The sequence below is a fragment of the Microbacterium sp. VKM Ac-2923 genome, from assembly GCF_022815605.1.
GTDB lineage: Bacteria > Actinomycetota > Actinomycetes > Actinomycetales > Microbacteriaceae > Microbacterium.
The window spans coordinates 70,058-87,698 of the sequence record NZ_JALGRP010000010.1 but is presented as its reverse complement, the minus strand read 5'-3'; the positions used below and the strand labels follow the sequence as shown (position 1 = coordinate 87,698).

Annotated in this window: 14 protein-coding genes; 5 read left to right on the top strand and 9 right to left on the bottom strand. The window is 68.8% G+C overall.

Going from position 1 to position 17,641, the window contains the following annotated elements; all coding sequences use genetic code 11:
• The first annotated feature begins 45 nt into the window (after positions 1–45).
• Genes MT347_RS15015 through MT347_RS15005 form a run of 3 tightly spaced genes read left to right on the top strand, consistent with a single transcriptional unit; the run spans position 46 to position 2,769 of the window.
• The gene (locus MT347_RS15015) at positions 46–669 is read left to right on the top strand and encodes an acyltransferase (RefSeq protein ID WP_055958454.1); all 624 of its coding nucleotides are present in this window, start codon (positions 46–48) and stop codon (positions 667–669) included.
• Positions 662–1,759 carry a DegT/DnrJ/EryC1/StrS aminotransferase family protein gene (locus tag MT347_RS15010; protein WP_055958451.1) on the top strand — a complete coding sequence of 366 codons (1,098 nt, stop codon included), beginning with the start codon at positions 662–664 and terminating at the stop codon, positions 1,757–1,759. Before MT347_RS15015 ends, MT347_RS15010 begins: the two co-directional genes overlap by 8 nt.
• Entirely contained in the window at positions 1,756–2,769 is a 1,014-nt protein-coding gene (locus tag MT347_RS15005; RefSeq protein WP_243502088.1) for a Gfo/Idh/MocA family protein, read from the top strand. The genes MT347_RS15010 and MT347_RS15005 overlap by 4 nt, the downstream gene beginning before the upstream one ends.
• Positions 2,770–2,834: 65 nt before the next feature.
• Here the strand turns inward: MT347_RS15005 and MT347_RS15000 are convergent, their stop codons facing one another.
• The 9 genes from MT347_RS15000 to MT347_RS14960 all read right to left on the bottom strand — a co-directional run bounded on the left by MT347_RS15000 (position 2,835) and on the right by MT347_RS14960 (position 14,206).
• Positions 2,835–3,797 (bottom strand): glycosyltransferase family 2 protein, encoded by a 963-nt coding sequence (locus MT347_RS15000; protein ID WP_243502086.1) that lies wholly within the window; start codon positions 3,795–3,797, stop codon positions 2,835–2,837.
• Entirely contained in the window at positions 3,790–4,230 is a 441-nt protein-coding gene (locus tag MT347_RS14995) for a GtrA family protein (RefSeq protein ID WP_055958442.1), read from the bottom strand. The genes MT347_RS15000 and MT347_RS14995 overlap by 8 nt, the downstream gene beginning before the upstream one ends.
• 19 nt (positions 4,231–4,249) lie before the next feature.
• Positions 4,250–6,487 (bottom strand): glycosyltransferase, encoded by a 2,238-nt coding sequence (locus MT347_RS14990; protein ID WP_243502084.1) that lies wholly within the window; start codon positions 6,485–6,487, stop codon positions 4,250–4,252.
• A gap of 154 nt (positions 6,488–6,641) precedes the next feature.
• On the bottom strand, positions 6,642–7,529 hold the full coding sequence (locus tag MT347_RS14985; RefSeq protein WP_243502083.1) for a hypothetical protein: 888 nt from the start codon (positions 7,527–7,529) through the stop codon (positions 6,642–6,644).
• Positions 7,526–8,767, bottom strand: coding sequence for a lipopolysaccharide biosynthesis protein (locus MT347_RS14980; protein WP_243502081.1), 1,242 nt, complete (start codon positions 8,765–8,767; stop codon positions 7,526–7,528). Before MT347_RS14980 ends, MT347_RS14985 begins: the two co-directional genes overlap by 4 nt.
• Complete coding sequence (locus MT347_RS14975; RefSeq protein WP_243502079.1) at positions 8,760–9,893, bottom strand: glycosyltransferase family 1 protein; 1,134 nt, start codon at positions 9,891–9,893, stop codon at positions 8,760–8,762. The genes MT347_RS14980 and MT347_RS14975 overlap by 8 nt, the downstream gene beginning before the upstream one ends.
• 4 nt (positions 9,894–9,897) lie before the next feature.
• On the bottom strand, positions 9,898–11,094 hold the full coding sequence (locus tag MT347_RS14970) for a glycosyltransferase family 2 protein (RefSeq protein ID WP_243502078.1): 1,197 nt from the start codon (positions 11,092–11,094) through the stop codon (positions 9,898–9,900).
• Positions 11,091–12,287, bottom strand: a complete 1,197-nt coding sequence (locus MT347_RS18460; RefSeq protein WP_243502077.1) for a glycosyltransferase family 4 protein — start codon at positions 12,285–12,287, stop codon at positions 11,091–11,093. Before MT347_RS18460 ends, MT347_RS14970 begins: the two co-directional genes overlap by 4 nt.
• A gap of 2 nt (positions 12,288–12,289) precedes the next feature.
• The gene (locus tag MT347_RS14960; protein WP_243502076.1) at positions 12,290–14,206 is read right to left on the bottom strand and encodes a DUF6541 family protein; all 1,917 of its coding nucleotides are present in this window, start codon (positions 14,204–14,206) and stop codon (positions 12,290–12,292) included.
• A gap of 162 nt (positions 14,207–14,368) precedes the next feature.
• On the opposite strand from MT347_RS14960, the gene glf reads away from it, so the two are divergent.
• Entirely contained in the window at positions 14,369–15,505 is a 1,137-nt protein-coding gene (glf, locus tag MT347_RS14955; RefSeq protein WP_243502075.1) for a UDP-galactopyranose mutase, read from the top strand.
• 7 nt (positions 15,506–15,512) lie between these two features.
• The gene (locus tag MT347_RS14950) at positions 15,513–17,552 is read left to right on the top strand and encodes an acyltransferase family protein (RefSeq protein WP_243502074.1); all 2,040 of its coding nucleotides are present in this window, start codon (positions 15,513–15,515) and stop codon (positions 17,550–17,552) included.
• The last annotated feature ends 89 nt before the right edge of the window (positions 17,553–17,641 follow it).

Below are 17,641 nucleotides of genomic sequence, written 5' to 3'. Positions count from 1 at the left end.
GATCCTACGGGGGTCGCACAGACCTGCCCGGTAGACTCAATACCTATGTCTGCGATTTCTGAGCCCGCCTCGGCGGCTTCCGCACGCATCGATCCGTCAGCCGACGTCTCGGGCTCGACAATCGGTGCGGGCTCCTCCGTCTGGCATCTCGCGCAAGTTCGTGAGGGCGCGGTCATCGGTGAGAACTGCGTCATCGGCCGTGGTGCTTACATCGGCTCGGGCGTTGTCGTGGGCGACGGCTGCAAGATTCAGAACTATGCCTTGGTCTACGAGCCCGCTCGTCTGGAGAGCGGAGTCTTCGTCGGCCCCGCCGTCGTGTTCACCAATGACACCTACCCGCGTGCAGTCAACCCGGACGGTAGCCCGAAATCAGCCTCGGACTGGACCCCGGTGGGGGTGACTGTGCGGGAGGGGGCGTCCATCGGGGCTCGAGCGACCTGTGTCGCGCCCGTGGTGGTCGGCCGTTGGGCGACCGTTGCCGCGGGCGCCGTCGTCACCAAAGACGTTCCCGACTTTGCGCTCGTCGCCGGAGTGCCGGCACGACGCATCGGGTGGGTCGGGCCCGCGGGCCTTCCGCTCGAGAAAAAGGGTGAATCGTGGGTGTGTCCGCGCACCGGCGCCCGATTCATCGAGTCTGACGGCGCACTCAAGGAGGAAACCCGTGCCTGATCTCATTCCCGCGGCTAAGCCCCTCATCGGCGACGACGAGCGTGCCGCCGTCGACCGCGTGCTGCGAAGCGGCATGATCGCCCAGGGCCCGGAGGTGGCGGCTTTCGAACGCGAGTTCGCCGCCCACTTCGTCGGTGGGCGCGAGACCGTCGCCGTGAACTCGGGCACATCGGGACTTCACCTGGGGTTGCTGGCGTGCGGCGTCGGTCCGGGCGACGAGGTCATCGTGCCATCGTTCACGTTCGCCGCCACCGGCAACTCCGTCGCACTCACGGGGGCGACCCCGGTGTTCGCCGACATCGACCCTGTCAGCTTCACCCTCGACGTCGCGAGCGTCGAGGCGGCAATCACCCCGCGGACGCGCGCGATCATGCCCGTTCACCTGTATGGGCACCCGGCCGACATGGTGAGGTTGGGTGCTCTCGCCGAGCGGCACGGCCTCATGTTGTTCGAGGACGCGGCACAGGCGCACGGAGCGAAATTGCAGGGACGACCGGTCGGCTCCTTTGGATCCTTCACCATGTTCTCGCTGTACCCGACGAAGAACATGACCAGCGGGGAGGGCGGCATGGTGACTGCGGGCAACCCCGAGATCGCGCGCATGCTGCGGCTCCTGCGCAATCAGGGCATGGAGCGGCAGTACGAGAACGAGATCGTGGGCTTCAACGCACGGATGACGGATCTACACGCAGCCATCGGACGCGTTCAGCTGACGAAGGTCGATGCGTGGACCCAGAAGCGCCGCGACAACGCGGCTTTTCTCGACGCCCACCTATCGGGAGTGATCACGCCAGTCGTGGCAGACGGCGCTCACCACGTCTACCACCAGTACACCGTCCGTGTCCCGGAAGGTCGCGACGGATTCGTGAGGGCCCTGCGCGAGGAGCATCAGGTGGGGAGCGGCGTGTACTACCCGATCCCGAATCACCGATTGCCGTCGCTCGCGGGCTACGCGCCCGGACTCGACTTGCCCCAGACCGAGCGCGCGGCGAGCGAAGTCGTCTCGCTCCCCGTGCACCCGTCGCTGAGCGACGATGATCTGGAACGCATCGTCGAAGCCGTGACGGCCGTGACGGGAGCGGGCGCATGACCGCCGTGTTGCGCGCCGGTCTGCTCGGACTGGGGATGATGGGGCGTCACCACGCCCGTCTGCTGCGCGAGATCGACGGCGTCGAGCTGGTCGCCGTGGCAGACCCGGCAGGCGACCCGCACGGTGTTGCGGGCGGTCTCACGGTGCTGCCCGATGTCGATGCGCTCGCAGCCGCCGGCCTCGACATCGCGGTGGTTGCCGTCCCGACGCGTTTCCACGCCGCGGCGGCCGGAGCGCTCGCCGAAGCGGACGTGAACGTGCTCGTCGAGAAGCCCATCGCCGACAGTTCCGAGGAGGGACAGGCGCTCGCCGATCTCTTCGAATCCCGCGGACTCGTTGGTGCGGTCGGTCACGTCGAACGCTTCAACCCCGCTCTCCAGCAGCTGCGCGCTCGACTTGCCGAGGGCGAGATTGGTGACGTGTATCAGATCGCCACCCGCCGCCAGAGCACGTTCCCGGCGCGTATCGGTGACGTCGGCGTGGCCAAGGATCTCGCCACCCACGACATCGACCTCACCGCATGGGTGGCACAGTCGCGGTATGCCGCGGTGTCGGCGCAGACGGCTTTTCAGAGCGGCCGCTCGTTCGAAGACATGATTGCGATCTCCGGTCGCCTGACCGACGGTGCTGTGGTCAACCACCTCATCAACTGGCTGAGTCCGATGAAGGAGCGCGTCACCGTCGTCACGGGTGAGCGGGGTACTTTCATCGCCGACACCGCGACGGCGGACCTCACTCTGCACCGAAATGGCACCGCGGCGCTGGAGTGGGAGTCGGTTTCCACCTTCCGTGGAGTCTCCGAGGGCGACGTCACGCGGTTCGCTTTTCCCAAGCGCGAGCCGTTGCGGGCGGAGTTGGAGGCGTTCCGTGATGCCGTGAACGGTGCGACGACGACGCTTTCGACGATGCGGGAGGCCGTCCACGTGCTGCGTGTCGTCGAAGCTTCGCTGCAGTCCGCCCACGATGAGGGGCGCCTCGTACGTACGACGGAGACGGCATTCGCCGGCTGACCTTATCCAACGAAAGGCCTCCGGGGCGCACACGCGTCCCGGAGGCCTTTTCGTTTGTCTGATCGTCAGCGTGCGATGAAGGGCGCATGCTCCGGCGTGGAAGGCGTCGCCTGGATATCGAGTTGCAAAGCGCTGATGAGCAGTTGCGTCCCCAACATGAGTGGAAGTGCCGCCAACATCACCGTCGCCGCCGTCGCGATGGCGGATCCGAGGATCTGGAAGAACAGCCAAATCGTGACGACCAGTCCGAAACCGAGGAAGAGCAGCCCGAGGAACAACAACAGGGCGATGGGCGAGAACGACCACAATACGTAGCGGTACCAGATGCGGTGCCAGAAGCCGACCGTCAGACGGTGGAGGAGCTCGGGGATCACCTTGCCGAGCCGGATGCTGGAGACCTCGTCGCCGTACACCGCCGGGATGGGCACGTCGACGGCGGACACCTGAAGGATGTTGAGGTGGATGAGCAGGTCGTTCTCGAAGCTGTACCGCTTGGCTACCCGATCAAGGGGCACTCGGCGCAACGCGTCGGATCGGATGGCTGTGTAGCCGTTCTGCGGGTCGAACAGATTCCAGTACCCCGACGAAAGCTTCGTGATGAAAGACAGGGCGATATTGCCGAACACGCGGTAGCCCGGCATTCCCGTGAACGACTCGGGGGAATAGAAGCGATTGGCCTTGGCGAAGCCGTACCCATCCTCGACGACTCTGTCGAGGAGGGCGGGAAGATACTCCGGGTCCATCTGAGCGTCTCCGGCCATGATGACGTTGACGTCGCTGCCCAGCTCGAGCGCGGTGCGATGACCGGTGATGATGGCACCCCCGACGCCCTGATTCACCTCGTGACGAATGAGCGTGACTCGGCCGTCGTCTGCGCGAGTCACGGCACCACTGGTGTCGTCGGGGCTGCAGTCATCCACGATCACAATATGATCGACGAACGCCGGCATGGTCTCGATGACGCGGGCGATCATTTTCTCTTCTTTGTACGCGGGAACGACCGCGGCGACGATGGCGCCTTTATACATGCGTCGGAGAACCTTTCGGACGGGCGAACACCCAATAGCGATATGCGAAGTAGTTGCCCACGGTCGTCACCGCGACCGCGACGACTTTGCCCACCGCCCAAGACCACCCCACCGAGTCGGCGAGGGCGACGATCCCCGTGGTGAGCGCGGTGTTGAGGAGGACGAGCAGGGCGTAGCGGACAACGCTCGGAGCGACGGCGTCGCTCGCGCGGAAAGCGAACAGCCGCTGCAGCGTGTACGTCACGACGAAGCTCGCCAGGAAAGCCGTCGGTGTCGCGATAGCGAGCGGTACGCCTGCAACGTCGTACAGCACGAAGAGGAGTCCGAAGTCGAAGGCGAACGACAGTCCGCCCATGACGAGGTATCGGACGAGGCTCGACGACCAGATACCGGAGAAGACACCGCCGCGCGATGAGGGGGTCTCCGAGGGCATGGATTCTATTCTGCCAGCCTCATCGTGTCGCATGAGACGTCCCGCGGCGCGTCCGACGAGCCCTCAGAGCGGCGTCGAGGAGGGTGCGGGCGCGAGCATCGAAGGAATGCTCGGCGCGGATGTGCGCCGAGATGGCATCCAGGTCTCCCGTGGAGGGGAATGCGTCGTCCAGCTCGCCGGACAGCATGCCGATGAGCTCGGAAACCGTGTCCCACGTGCGCACGGCTCCGCCGAAGAGGCCGTCGATCCCCTCGACGTGGTCGCTGATCGCGCGACCGCCGGCCGCCACCACATCGAACAGGCGGTTGCCGATGAAGCCGCGTTCCTGCATTGCGGGCCAGTGGTCATTCAGCACCACTCCCGCAGCCTCGTACAGCGCCGGAAGCTCGTCATTGGCAATCCCCGTCGCGCGGATGCGAGACGCCGGGATCCAGCCGCGCCAGTCCGGTCCTATCACGTCGACCGGAATACCCGCGCGGATGGGCTCGACTACAGAGGGACGGAGGATCCCCCGCGCCGTGCCGACGAAAAGGATGTCGCGGCCCCGGTCGCGACCAGCGGGACGGAACCGAGTCGCATCCGTGCACTGGAGGAGAGGGTCGATTCGCACACCGAGCTCGTTGCCGGTAGCCCGTGCCCAGGGAGCAGACGCGGCGAAAACCCGGTCGAAGCCCCGCGTATCGGTGGCAGTGATCTGGTCGGGATGGCTGATGATCCACAGAAGCGAGACGCCGTATGGGGAGGCTTCGAGAGGCTCCGGTCCGCGGAGGGCCACGGTCACGTCGTCGAGATGACGTGTCGCGCGGTTCCGTGCCGCGTATGAGTCGATCACGACCTCCTGGCCGAGCCGGCGGAGTGCAGCCGCAAGAGCGCGAGCGAAATGGGTGTCGCCCCACCCCTCGGCGCGGGGGCCCACCGGTGCTGCGGTGCGTAGTGCCCACCGCAGCACCGGAACCGTCGTGCCGTCGGCGAGGGTAGATGATCGCGCCGGTCTACGGATGCGAGGCTGCGGCCCCTGCGAGACCCGCTCCCATCCCGCGCGCCGAACCAGTTCGTCGGCGTTGCCTTCGAGGGGGGCGGGAGACGGCGGACCAGCCGCCGAGCGCGTTCGAGACTCGACGCCGAGTGCGACGACGGCGGTGCCCGTCAATGCGGAGGCGGGATCGGCTCCCCGCAGCAGCGCGTCGATGTCCGATCGGCGGGTTGCGAACGTCGAGCCGGCGAGGGCCGGCACCTCGAGAGTCAGGGCATCGCCGAAGGGCGCGAGATCCTCGACCGGGTGACCGGCGAGAAAACGACCCTCGCCGGTCGAGCCGACCGCGGCGAGAGTGCCGTCTCCGTCCCGCCACACCGGGCCGATGTGCGTCTGGGCTGGCGACGCCCGCACCAGGGCAGCGAGACGCTCGGCATCCCGAGCGGTGAGCGTCTCGTTCGGTCCGCGGACGACGACGATGTCCGCCAGGGAGGAGCGGACGAGTTCGTCCAAGGCCTGGCTGGCGTCGTCGTGACGACGCCGACTGATGCGCACGCGAGGGGAGCCCGCAGCCAGCAATGACGCCAACATCCAATCCTCGGCCCGGTCGTCCATCACCGCGATGGCGGCGCCCTGGTGGGGCGTGGCGGCGAAGGAGACGGCTTCCGCGAGGGACTCGTCGAAGTCCCACTCCTCCGGTCCGAGTGCGACGATCATCTCGTACGCGAGCGGCGTCGCCCCACGAGTCGCAGCCACTTCCCCGCCTCGACGGGCGAGCTCGGTCGCTCCGACGATGACCCGCGACAGCACCGGCCACGGTGTGTCGGAAGGCGTGGCTCCCGGTCCGAGGGGAAGGGAGTGTGTTTCGCGGCGCCGCCATGCGTGGCCGAGGGGTCCACCAGGGGCATCCCACGCGTCGGGGTGTGCCGCGCCGTACGCCACGGCGTCCCACAGGGGACTCACCTGCAACCCCCGCGGATCGGCGACCAAAAAGGCATAGAGCGCGGGAACCCGCCAGGCCTCGGGGAGATGATCGCCCACCGCGGTGTCGACGAAGAGGGGCGACAGGCGCAGACCGCGTCGGTATCCGCCGGAGACGTAGAGGCGGACAGCCGCAGCCTCGCTCAGCGGGCGGCCCACCTGAGCGCGCACGTAATTCAGGTCGACGATGCCCGCCCGCTGGATCACGCGGGCCCACCAGACGCGGTCGGCTCGAGCGACGAGGGGCCTGAGGAACGGCAGGTCGCGCGCGGCGCGCACGCGCGAACGAAGAGCGGACAGCACCCTTCGACTATAGGCAGGCCGCCCGGTCACGCGTGCCGGTGACGGCGAGGACCTCCGGAGACCCTACGGGCTCAGGCCCTCGCGCACATTGCAGCGGAGGGGGCGGTAGTGACCGTCGGGGTCCAGGCCGCTCTCATCGCGGCGATGCTGGCCGTCAGCGCGACACCGCAGTGACCTCGGCGGTGCCGAACGTGCGCCCCGTGACTCCCTCGAGGCGCCCGACGAACGCCGTCAGTCCGTCGACCGGGCGGTACTCGCTACCGCGGCGGACACCGATCACGAGACCCGCAGCGACGAAGCCCCAACGATGCCACACCGGGAAAGGATGCCGGGCGAGGACGCGACCGACGCCCCGGCCGTAGGCGCGAAGCTTGCGGCGGCGCTCGCGGGGGTCGAGACCGGAGGTCTCGGGGATGCCGCCGATGGCGACATCGTCAGCGGCCGTCCAGACGAATGAATCCGCGAGACGCGGCTCTGCCGCGAGAGCGCGCATCAGCAGATCGGTCACCTCGCCGGCCTGCCAGGGACTTGCGGCCCCTGTGCCGATCGTCACGTCGAACCCGCCGATGCGGCGGAGGATACCGAGGCGGACGACGAGGCTCATCTCGATCACTTGCCAGACCGTCTCGATACCGAGCGGTGTCCCCGGGGCGGGCAGGACGAAGCGCGGGCCGATCTCGGTGGACACGGTCACCGCCCCACCGGGAGCATCGGCGACTAGACGCCGGATCGCGTCGACGCTGCCCGGGGGGAACCACGTGGTGTCGTTGGGGAACATCACCAGGGCATCGCCATCGGCATCGACGAAGGCGTCGATGCCGGTGTTGCGTCCGAGCGATGCGCCGCGAGCCGAGGTGCGGACGACGATGAGATCGGGCGCGTCGGCGGCATCCGCCATCCGACGAACGTCTTCGGCATTGTCCTGCGCGACGATCGCGAGGCGGTCGCCGGGGCCGAGCTGGGGCACGACCGAGTCGATCAGACGTTGCAACGGGGCCTGGCGGCCCAGGGTCGACACGGCGAACAGGAGCGGACGGGTCATGCGGCAGTCTCTTCCTGCGCCAGGGCGTGCATGCGCGAGAGCGTGCGCGAGGCCAGCAAGACCGTGGATATGCTCTCGGTCAGTGCGTATCCGGCGGCGACGCCGAGGGGACCGAACAGCGCAGCGCCCGCAACCATGAGGGGGATGCCGACGACGGTGGCCGCAAGGGTGGCGCGCATCACGGCGGTCTGCTCACCGGCCGGGAACAGAACGTGCCGGGTCATCGATGTACGCAGCGAGTACATCGCGAAGGCGAGTCCGAGGGCGAAGCAGACGCCGAGGGGAGCGGCGGCGGGATCGCCGAACATCAGGGCGCTCACGGGCGGTCCGAACAGCCCGAGCACGATCATGCCGAGCACGCCGAATCCGCCGTGCAGGGCGAGGGCGACTTTCAGCCGTCGCAGGCGCGCGCCTCCTCCCACTTCGGCCGACCACGACTGGAGTGCGTTCGCCAGCGTCAAGGGCAGGAATTGTCCGAGCTTGGCCATCTTGTCGGCCGAGGCGAACCCCGCAGCAGCGGTTCCCGTCGCGATGACGTTGACGAGCGGCGTCGGCACGGAGGAGTAGGCGCCGAGAGCCGCGTCATTGAGTGCGACGGGAGCGCCGACACGGAAGAGACCGGGCACCTCGCGAAGCGGGGGCCACGGCGAGGGATAGCGGCGGAGCAGACGGAGCGAGAACAGGGTCGTTCCCACGACGGTGACCAGGATGCCGGCCAGCGGGTACACCTCGACGGGCAGCCCGGAGAGGATCGCCACCATCGACAGCACGGCGACCCCCAGCCGGGGGAGGGCGTCGTAGAAAAGGATCGAGCGGGGATCGCCCACGCCCACCGAGAACCACGTGAACGACAGCCCGATGAGCGCACCCTGCAGCCCCATCAGCGCCGCTAGCAGGCCGTAGCCCGGCGCCGCGACCAGGACGCATACCAAAACGAGCAAGGGCAGCGCGATGAGAGAGGTCAGCAGACGCACCAGCATCGCATCGCGATAGAGACGGCCACGCCGGGTGTCGTCGGGCGCGATGGAGATCAGCGCCGGGCCGACGGTCGTCCAGCCGTAGGCCACCGCGATTGCCGCAAACGTGCCGACGGACTCGCCGGCGATGGCGCTCGCCCACCCATCCGGACCCGCGGATCGCGAAACGGCCGGGAGCACGAGAAGCGGTGACACCGCCGCCACCGCGGGGATGAGGGTGAAGCCGACGAGGCGGGATTTCAGCGATGCCGGCTCAGACACGGGCCGGTCCCTGTGCAGCCGCACGCCGCAACACTACCGAGAGACCGATCGCCGCCGACGCCCAGCTGAACCGGGCCGCCCACTCGCGTCCGTCGGCGGCGCGCGTGGCCCTCGCCGCCTGGTCGAGGGTGAGGACGTCCGTCAAGGCCGAAGCGAAGGCGGCCGGCGCCGTGGCATCCGCGTACCGCGCGTGCTCCCCGCCGACTTCGCGCAGGACCGCGGTGTCGTGGGCGACGACCGGCACGCCGGCGTTGAGCGCATCGACGACGGGTAGACCGAATCCTTCGGTCAGCGACGGGCAGGCGTAAACGGTGGCCACCTGGTATAGCGCGCGCAACTGGTCGTCGCCGACCCACCCAGGAAGGACGACGTCGTCCGAAAGGCCGAGGCGCTCGACGACCGGGCGCAGCGGATCGTCGGCGCCGCCCCCCGCGATGACCGTCAGCGGCCGGTCCGGGGCGGGGATCTCGGCGACGGCATCGAGCAGACCCGCGAAGTTCTTGTGCGGCATCCGATTTCCCGTCGACAGAACGACGGCCCGTCCGGGACCGATGCCGAGAGGGGCGAGCAGACTCCAGGGATCGTCGACGGCCGCGATCTCGGACCCGCCGTTGTGCACCACGGTGACGCGCTCCCGAGGGACACCGAGATGCCGAGAGATGGAATCCGCTGCGGACGCGGAGACGGTGACGACGGCGCTGGCGGTCCGAGCCGTGCGCGTCATGAGCCACGCCGTGATGGCGCGGGTGATGCGTGCGAGACCCGTGCCGGGCACTTCGTGGTAGATCACGTCGTGCACTGACACCACACGGGGCACCGCACCCGCGGTCAGCGGGCCGAAGTTGGCGGGACTCCACACGAGGTCGGCGGCCACGGCCTTCGCCGCTCGTCCGACGGCGAAGATTTCCCCGGCTGCCCATGACGCCCGCCCGTCGCCGACCCATCCGATCGTGCGCACCTCGCCGGGGAAGAAGCCGCGCACACCCGCCGCGCCCGACGACCCGGTCAGCGCGACGAACGCGGCATCCGGCATCTCGGCCGCCAGACGGGGAAGCAGCTCACGGACGTAGGTCTCCGTCCCGCCGCGACCTCCCGTGTATCCCAGAAGGTCGACGAGGATTCGCAACGGCTCAGCTCTCGATGACGGCTTCGGGGCGCTGTTCGCGCCGGGGCGTGGTCAGCACGCCCGAGAAGAAGCTCATCATGACGGTCTGGAAGCCGAGGATGATCAGCAGCGCGCTCGGGAGGGCGATCCGTACCGCCTGGGCGGCGTTCTGCGTGCCGAAGTCGATGGCGCCCCACACGATCACCTGCACGATGCCGATGACCACGCCGAGGACGAACAGCCCGACGCCGATCAGCAGGCCGCGCTCGGCCGACCACTTGGCCACGATGCGGCGATATCTCTCGCTCGTCGGAAGGAACCCCTCCTGCGTGGCGTACAGCTTCGTCAGCCAGAAGAACAGGAGCGATTGGAATCCGATCACGCAGAGTGCGCTGGCGTACACCATCGTCGTCACGTCGAATCCGACGCCGCCGATGTTCACGCCGCCGAACGCGAGCACTCCGACGATCAGAGCACCGAGGAAGAAGGCGACCAGGCCCGGGTAGACGAAGAGCCAGCGCGGCGCGAACAGCAGCAGGAACCGCAGGTGGCGCCAGCCGTCGTGCCAGCTGCGCAGGTGCGGCGGGCGGGAGCGGCCGTCCTTCTTCAGCGTCGTGGGGACTTCTTCGATGCGGTAGCGCGCGAGGGAGGCGCGCACGACCATCTCGGAGGCGAACTCCATGCCGGTCGTCTGCAGATCCAGTTCGCGGATGCGGGCGCGGTTGAAGCCGCGCAGACCGCAGTGGAAGTCCCGGATGCCGGGACGGAAGAACAGCTCACCGATGAACGACAGCACCGGGTTGCCGAGGTACTTGTGCAGCGGGGGCATGGCGCCGGGCTCGATGCCGCCGCGGAAGCGGTTGCCCATCACGAGGTCGGCGCCCGCGCGAAGGCGCTCGACGAATGGCTCGAGGTTCTCGAAGTCGTAGCTGTCGTCGGCATCCGCCATGATGACGTACCGGCCGTGGGCGGTGTCGATGCCGTTGATGAGGGCGGCCCCGTATCCGCGACGAGGGGCGTGCGAGACGCGGGCGCCGAGACGCTCGGCGATGGCCTGCGACCCGTCGGTGCTGCCGTTGTCGGAGATGAGAACCTCGCCGCGGATGCCGCTGCGCTGCAGGAAGCCCTGCGCCTTGCGGATGCAGACCTCGAGGGTCTCCGCCTCGTTCAGGCAGGGCATGAGGATCGTCAGTTCGACGTCCGTGGGGGCGGGAGTGGTCACGGGCTGTCTTCTTTCGTCTTCACCGCGGCGGGGGTCGGCAGCGGCAGTGCCGAGAGGATCCCTTCCACGGTGCGGCGGATGGTGCGAGTGCCGACGGCGGTGTCGTACCACGCGCGCGAAGAGCGGCGCAGGTCGTCACCGCCGTCGACGACGTCCCGGATGGCCCGGGCGAGGTCGGTGGGTCGAGTGGTGGGGGAGACGACGCCGTTGACGCCGTCGTCGATGAGTTCGGTGGCGGCATTGCCCTCGTCGGCGACGAGGACGACCGGGGTGCCGTGGGCGTTGGCCTCGACGACGACGAGACCGTAGCCCTCGCGGCGGGACGGGTTGGCCAGGGCGACCGCGCCATGCAGGAGTCGATCGAGCTCGGCATCCGAGACGAACCCGGGGAAGTCGGTCCACGTTTCGCCGTCGACGCGGCGCACCTCGGTCCTGACGGCGTCGGAGCTCGGTCCCGTACCGAGGATGACGAGGCGGAGGTCGGGGATGTGCTCGCGGGCGGCGGCGACGGCGGCGGGGAGCACCTCGACACGCTTGTCGGGGATGTGGCGACCGGCGTAGAGCACGTACGGCGGGGTCGCCGCGGGTTCGGGGCTCGCGACTTGGACGGCGCCGTCGATCAAGCCGGGGCTCACCACGGGCGGGCGGCGGAGCCCCTCGCGGCGCAGGCGGGTCGCGGAGAGCTGGGAGTGGCAGGTCGCCAGCGGGGTGATCGCGATCGCGGCACGCTGCAGAATCCAGGCGATCGTGCCCGTGATCGAGCCGGAGTACTCGACCCACTGCCGGCGGTGCCACACCTCGAGGTAATCGACGACGAGCTTCGTCCCCGAGCCCAGCAGTGCAAGGCGGGCGGCGAAAACGTTGAAGATCGGCAGGCCGCTCACGATGGCGGCGGCGTAACGGCGACGGCGGCGGAGCAGGCTGCCGAAGAGCGACGCGGCATAGCGGAGGGCGGCCGGGATGCGCCGGACGCCCCGCGTGTCGTACAGGGACAGACGGGGCGCGATGGGCACGATCCAGAAGTGATCCTCCGTCGGCGTCGGACCGTCCCACTGCACGGATGTCAGGTAGTCGACATCGAAGCCGAGGTCGCCGAGCACATCCGCCGACGCGCGGTACTGGCGCTCGCCGCCGCCCGTCGTGAAGGGGAAGAGGCAGTCGTAGGCGACGGCGACCGTCGAGGAGCGCGCCACGGTCAGCACCCCTCGATGCGGAAGAGCCGCGCGTTCGGGCCTTGGGAGTCCACGAGCTTCAAGTGGGTGCCGGGTGAGAGGTCTTGAATGCCGTCGTAGGCGGCGGCGCCGGCGGGGTCGATCACGTCTTGGCGGCCGAAGTCCAGGACGTAGTCGATGCCGATGTCGTCGACCGCCTGACACACAGCCGGGTCGGAATCGACGTTCCGCAGATTCGCGTTCAGGAAGAGCTGTTCCGGAGACGGAGAACCGAAGATGTGTCGTTGCGTCACCTCGCGGCCAGCGAAGGCCAGCGCCAGCGAGGTTCCGGTGCGGGGGCTTCCGGTGATGAGGGCGTCGGGAGGCGTCTCCTCCGGGAGCCGTTCCAAGATCGCCTCCTCGTCGGACGACAGGATGAGAGAGCTGTCGGTGTAGGAGTACGCCTCGTGGACCTGCCCGAGGGCGATCCGCACGTTCGGTCCGACAGCAACGGAGAAGAGCGCCAGAACCCCCACCGCCGCGGCCGCGGGCATGGTCCACCTCGGGAGCCGACGTGTCGACGCCAGGCGGAGGGCGAAATCGACGAGCGCGAGGGCGCCCAACGTCGCCACGGGAATGGCGACGAGCGGGAGGAGCGCAGCCAGCCGGTTGGAATCGTTGTACCAGGGATTCGTGAGGAGCTGCCGAAGCGGATGGTCGATCCGCAAGCCCGAGGCGACGACGAAGAGGAGAACGGCCACGGCGAAGGGCGCGAGCACCGGCAGCCGGCGCGGTCGACGGGCGACGGCCAGGAAGCCGGCGAGGAGGAGGATCGTCACGAGCACGGTCGGGGTGAATCCGCGGGGTGCCGCGAACACTCCCTCGCCCAGAGCCTGCGCCGTCTGCTGCCATGGGCTCCACCCGGAGTGTTCGGCGCCCGTGCGGAAGACGGTGAGCGTCGCGACGAGAGCGACGCCGAGACCGGCCGTCGTCGCCACGAACGCGACGATCGACGCGCGTGTCCGTTTCGTCGCGGCCGCGATGGCGAGGGTGGTGATGGCGACCGAGGCGGCGAAGACCAGAAGGCTGAGGAAGGCGTTCGGGTGGCCGAGGAACGTGCCCCCGGCGAGGAGTGCGATGAGCAGAGCCGAGCGCACCCACGCTGGCGCACCGCGTTCCGGCAGCGCCGTCACCACCGCGGCCAGGGCCGCAGGCACCATCGCGTATCCGACGAGGTTGGGGTACAGGACACCCCAGTTGAAGAACAGCGCCGGAAAGGCGCCGAAACCGGTGGTCAAAGCCGCCGTGACGACGAACGCCGTACGTCGCTGGGCGAAGAAGGCGCCTGCGAGCGCCATGGCGGATGCCGGCCAGAGGATCGACACGATCGCGAGATTCGCGCCGTTCACCGCAACCGGGACCGTCGCCCCCGTCAGCTCGGCACCGAGAGTCGTGAGCGAATGCCAGGCGTGCGGATAGAACCCGATGTCCGAGGTCGCGCCGATCTGGAAGGGGGAGGAGTTTCCGGTCTTTAGCGCCAGCCCGATCGCGTTCAGGTGGACGATGTTGTCGAACCGCTGGGCGATGTTGTCCGGCGACCCGAAGGCGCGTGCGAAGAAGACGGCACTGACCACGGCGGCGGCTGCCAGGGACAACAGGGCGACGAGGGCGGTGCGTCGCCCCGCCGGGGGAGCGTCGGCACCGGCGGCGCGGCGCAGAAGCAGCGCCACACCGACCACCAGCACCGTCACCAGCACCACGGGAATGAGATTCCAGGTCAGCCCGATGAGCGGGGCGACGGTCGATGCGACGGCGACGAGCGTGGTGGAAATCGCTGGCGCCAGAAGAAGGCGCTGAGGGCTGCGCCATCCCCATCCGGCGACGACGACCGCCGAGCCTGGCACGATCAGAACGAGAGCGACGACGAGGTACGGCGGAATCGCGCTGACCCAGTCACCCATGCAGTCTCGTCCCCATCCGCCGCTTTTCGACACGTCATCGTATCGGACGGTCACTGCGCGGCCGCTGAGCGCCGCCCCGGTTCTCGCAGGTGCCGCGGGTACTATTGAGCGCTGTGCCCGTAGGGTGCTCCCTGTTCTTGACGTGAAAGTCGTGTGCGCTCTATGGATCTCCTCATCGTCGGTTCGGGCTTCTTCGGCCTCACCATCGCGGAGCGCGCCGCCGCCGCGGGCCGCAAGGTGACCGTCATCGACCGCCGCCACCACATCGGTGGCAACGCTTATTCAGCCGACGAGCCCGAGACCGGTATCGAGGTGCACAAGTACGGTGCTCACCTCTTCCACACCTCCAACCCGACGGTGTGGGAGTACGTCAACCGCTTCACGCAGTTCACGAACTACGTGCACCGCGTCTACACGACGCACAAGAACGTGGTGTTCCCCCTGCCGATCAACCTCGGCACGATCAACCAGTTCTTCCAGTCGGCGTACACGCCCGACCAGGCGAGGGCCCTCGTGCAGGAGCTGGCGGGGGAGTTCGACACGAAGGATGCCGCGAACCTCGAGGAGAAGGGCATCGCCCTCATCGGCCGCCCGCTGTACGAGGCGTTCATCCGCGACTACACCGCGAAGCAGTGGCAGACCGACCCGAAGGACCTGCCGGCCGAGGTCATCTCGCGTCTGCCTGTGCGCTACACCTACGACAACCGCTACTTCAACGACACGTGGGAGGGTCTGCCCGTCGACGGGTACACCGCGTGGCTGGAGCGGATGGCCGATCACCCGAACATCGAGGTGAAGCTGTCGACGGACTACTTCGACGAGTCGCAGCCGCTGAACAGGAAGGCGACCGTCGGCCAGGTGCCCGTGGTCTACACCGGAGCGGTCGACCGGTACTTCGACTACGCCGAGGGCGAGCTGTCGTGGCGCACGCTCGACTTCGAGCAGGAGGTGCTGCCGATCGGCGACTTCCAGGGCACGAGCGTGATGAACTACGCCGACGCCGACGTGCCGTACACCCGGATCCACGAGTTCAAGCACTTCCACCCCGAGCGCGCCGACCGCTACCCGACCGACAAGACGGTCGTCGTGCGCGAGTACTCGCGTTTCGCCACGCGTGCCGACGAGCCTTACTACCCGGTGAACACCGCCGACGACCGCGCCGGCCTGCTCGCGTACCGCGAACTGGCCAAGGGCGAGCGGGACGTGTACTTCGGCGGGCGCCTGGGCACCTATCAGTACCTCGACATGCACATGGCGATCGGCGCGGCGCTGTCGATGTGGAACAACCAGCTCGCGTGATGCCCTCGTGCGTCTGACCCTCGGGTCGAGCACCCGGTCGGCGAGCGCTGACCGGGCGGACGAGGGGCGCTGGGCGTACCGGCCCGACATCGACGGGCTGCGCGCAGTGGCCATTCTGCTGGTCGTTTCATACCACGTGTGGTTCGGCCGGGTGTCGGGCGGTGTCGACGTCTTCCTCATGCTGTCGGCGTTCTTCCTCACCCGCGGATTCGTCCGCAGGATGGCGGGGCCGACGCCCATCCACCCCGTTCCGCACCTGCTCGGGGTCTTACGCCGGCTGCTCCCGGCGGCAGCCGTGACCCTCGTCGGCATCCTGCTCGTGGTCTGGGCGCTCTACCCCGAGACCTCCTGGCGCGCGGTGTGGGAGCAGACGTGGGCCTCGCTCACGTACACGCAGAACTGGCTGCTGGCGGCGGATGCCGTGGACTATTACGCGCGGACGGAGACGACGAGTCCGCTCCAGCACTTCTGGTCGATGTCGGTGCAGGGCCAGGCGTTCGTGCTGTGGATCGCGCTGTTGGGGCTGTGCCAGGTCGTGGTCCGGCGGTGGGGGCTCTCACCGGACCGGGTCGTCGGCGCGGCGTTCGGGGCGGTATTCACCCTGTCGTTCGTCTATTCGGTGGTGCGGACCGCGACCGCGCAGCAGGTGGCGTACTTCGACACCGGCGCGCGCCTCTGGGAATTCGCCGCCGGCTCCCTGCTCGTCGTGGCGCTTCCCCACCTGCGTCTGGGGGCCACCGCTCGAGCCGTCGTCGGCTGGGCGGGTATGGCCGGACTCCTCGTCCTGGGCATGGTCCTCGACGTCCGTGGGGGATTCCCCGGTTTCCTCGCCCTCTGGCCGGTCCTCTGCGCGGCCGCGATCGTCGCCTCCGGCACGGGGGAGAGCCGTTTCGGACCGGCGCGTCTCCTGGCATCCCGTCCCCTGCGCGCCGTGGGCCGCGACGCCTACGCGCTCTACCTCGTGCATTGGCCCATCCTGGTGACGTTCCTCGTCGTCAACGACCGCGCCGAGGTGGGGCTCGTCGGCGGCCTCGGAATCGTCGTCCTGTCGCTGATCCTCGCGCGGGCGCTGACGTGGGCCGTCGACCGACCGGCGCGGGCGTGGCGCCGGGAGGACGCATCGCCGCTCGTGCCGATCGCGGTGCTCACCGCGGCCGCAGCTGTGGTCGCGCTGCCGGTCGGCGCATGGCAGACGACGACCTGGATGCACGAACGAGCGGTCGAGGCGCGCGCCCAGGTCACGAACCCCGGGGCAGCCGTCCTCCGCGACCCCGCGCTCGCGGAGACTCCCGAAGATGCGCCGATGCTGCCCCTCCCGACACTGCTCGACGCCGAATGGACCCAGCTCGAGCGCAAATGTGCGGGTGAGTGGGCGACCGATGCCGAGGAATTACGGGGCACGTGTCACGAGACCGCATACACCGCACGGGCGCGTCACACCGTGGCGGTCATCGGCGACTCGCACGCTCAGCAGATCACGGCGGCCCTGCTCCCCTCGGCCGAGGAGAACGGCTGGGGCGTCGTCCATCTCATCAAGGGCGGGTGCTCGATGGGGCTCGACGAACCGGGGATGGACGAGCTGTGCGATTCCTGGCGGGAAGCGGCCGTGAGCCTGGTCGAACAGGTGAAGCCCGACGTCGTCATGACGGTGGTCACGCGCTCCGATGCCGGAGAGGACGACGAGCGGGTGCGCCCGGGCGTCGACCGCTTCGTCGACCGGATGAGCGCCGCGGGCATCGAAGTGGTGGGGGTGCGTGACAATCCACGCTTCGCTTTCGACATGTTCGGCTGCGTCGTCGACGCCGCCGACCCCCTCGATTGCGCCGTGCCCCGCTCGGCATCCCTCGCCGACAGCAACCCCGCCGACGCTCTCGCACGTCCCGGCGTGCGTCTCGTCGACCTCACCCCGTGGATCTGTCCCGACGATCTGTGCGTCGGCGTCATCGGCAACGTCGCCGTGTACCGCGACGACAACCACCTCACCCGAATCTATGCGCGTACCCTCGGCCCGTCGATGGCGGAGCAACTGCCCGCGCAGTTGGGCTGAGGCCGCGTGACCGCTCCACGGCCACGGGCGGCGACCGCGCCGCGAGTGGGCACGGCGCCACTCCCGTCGAGCCAGGACGCGCGAGGGTG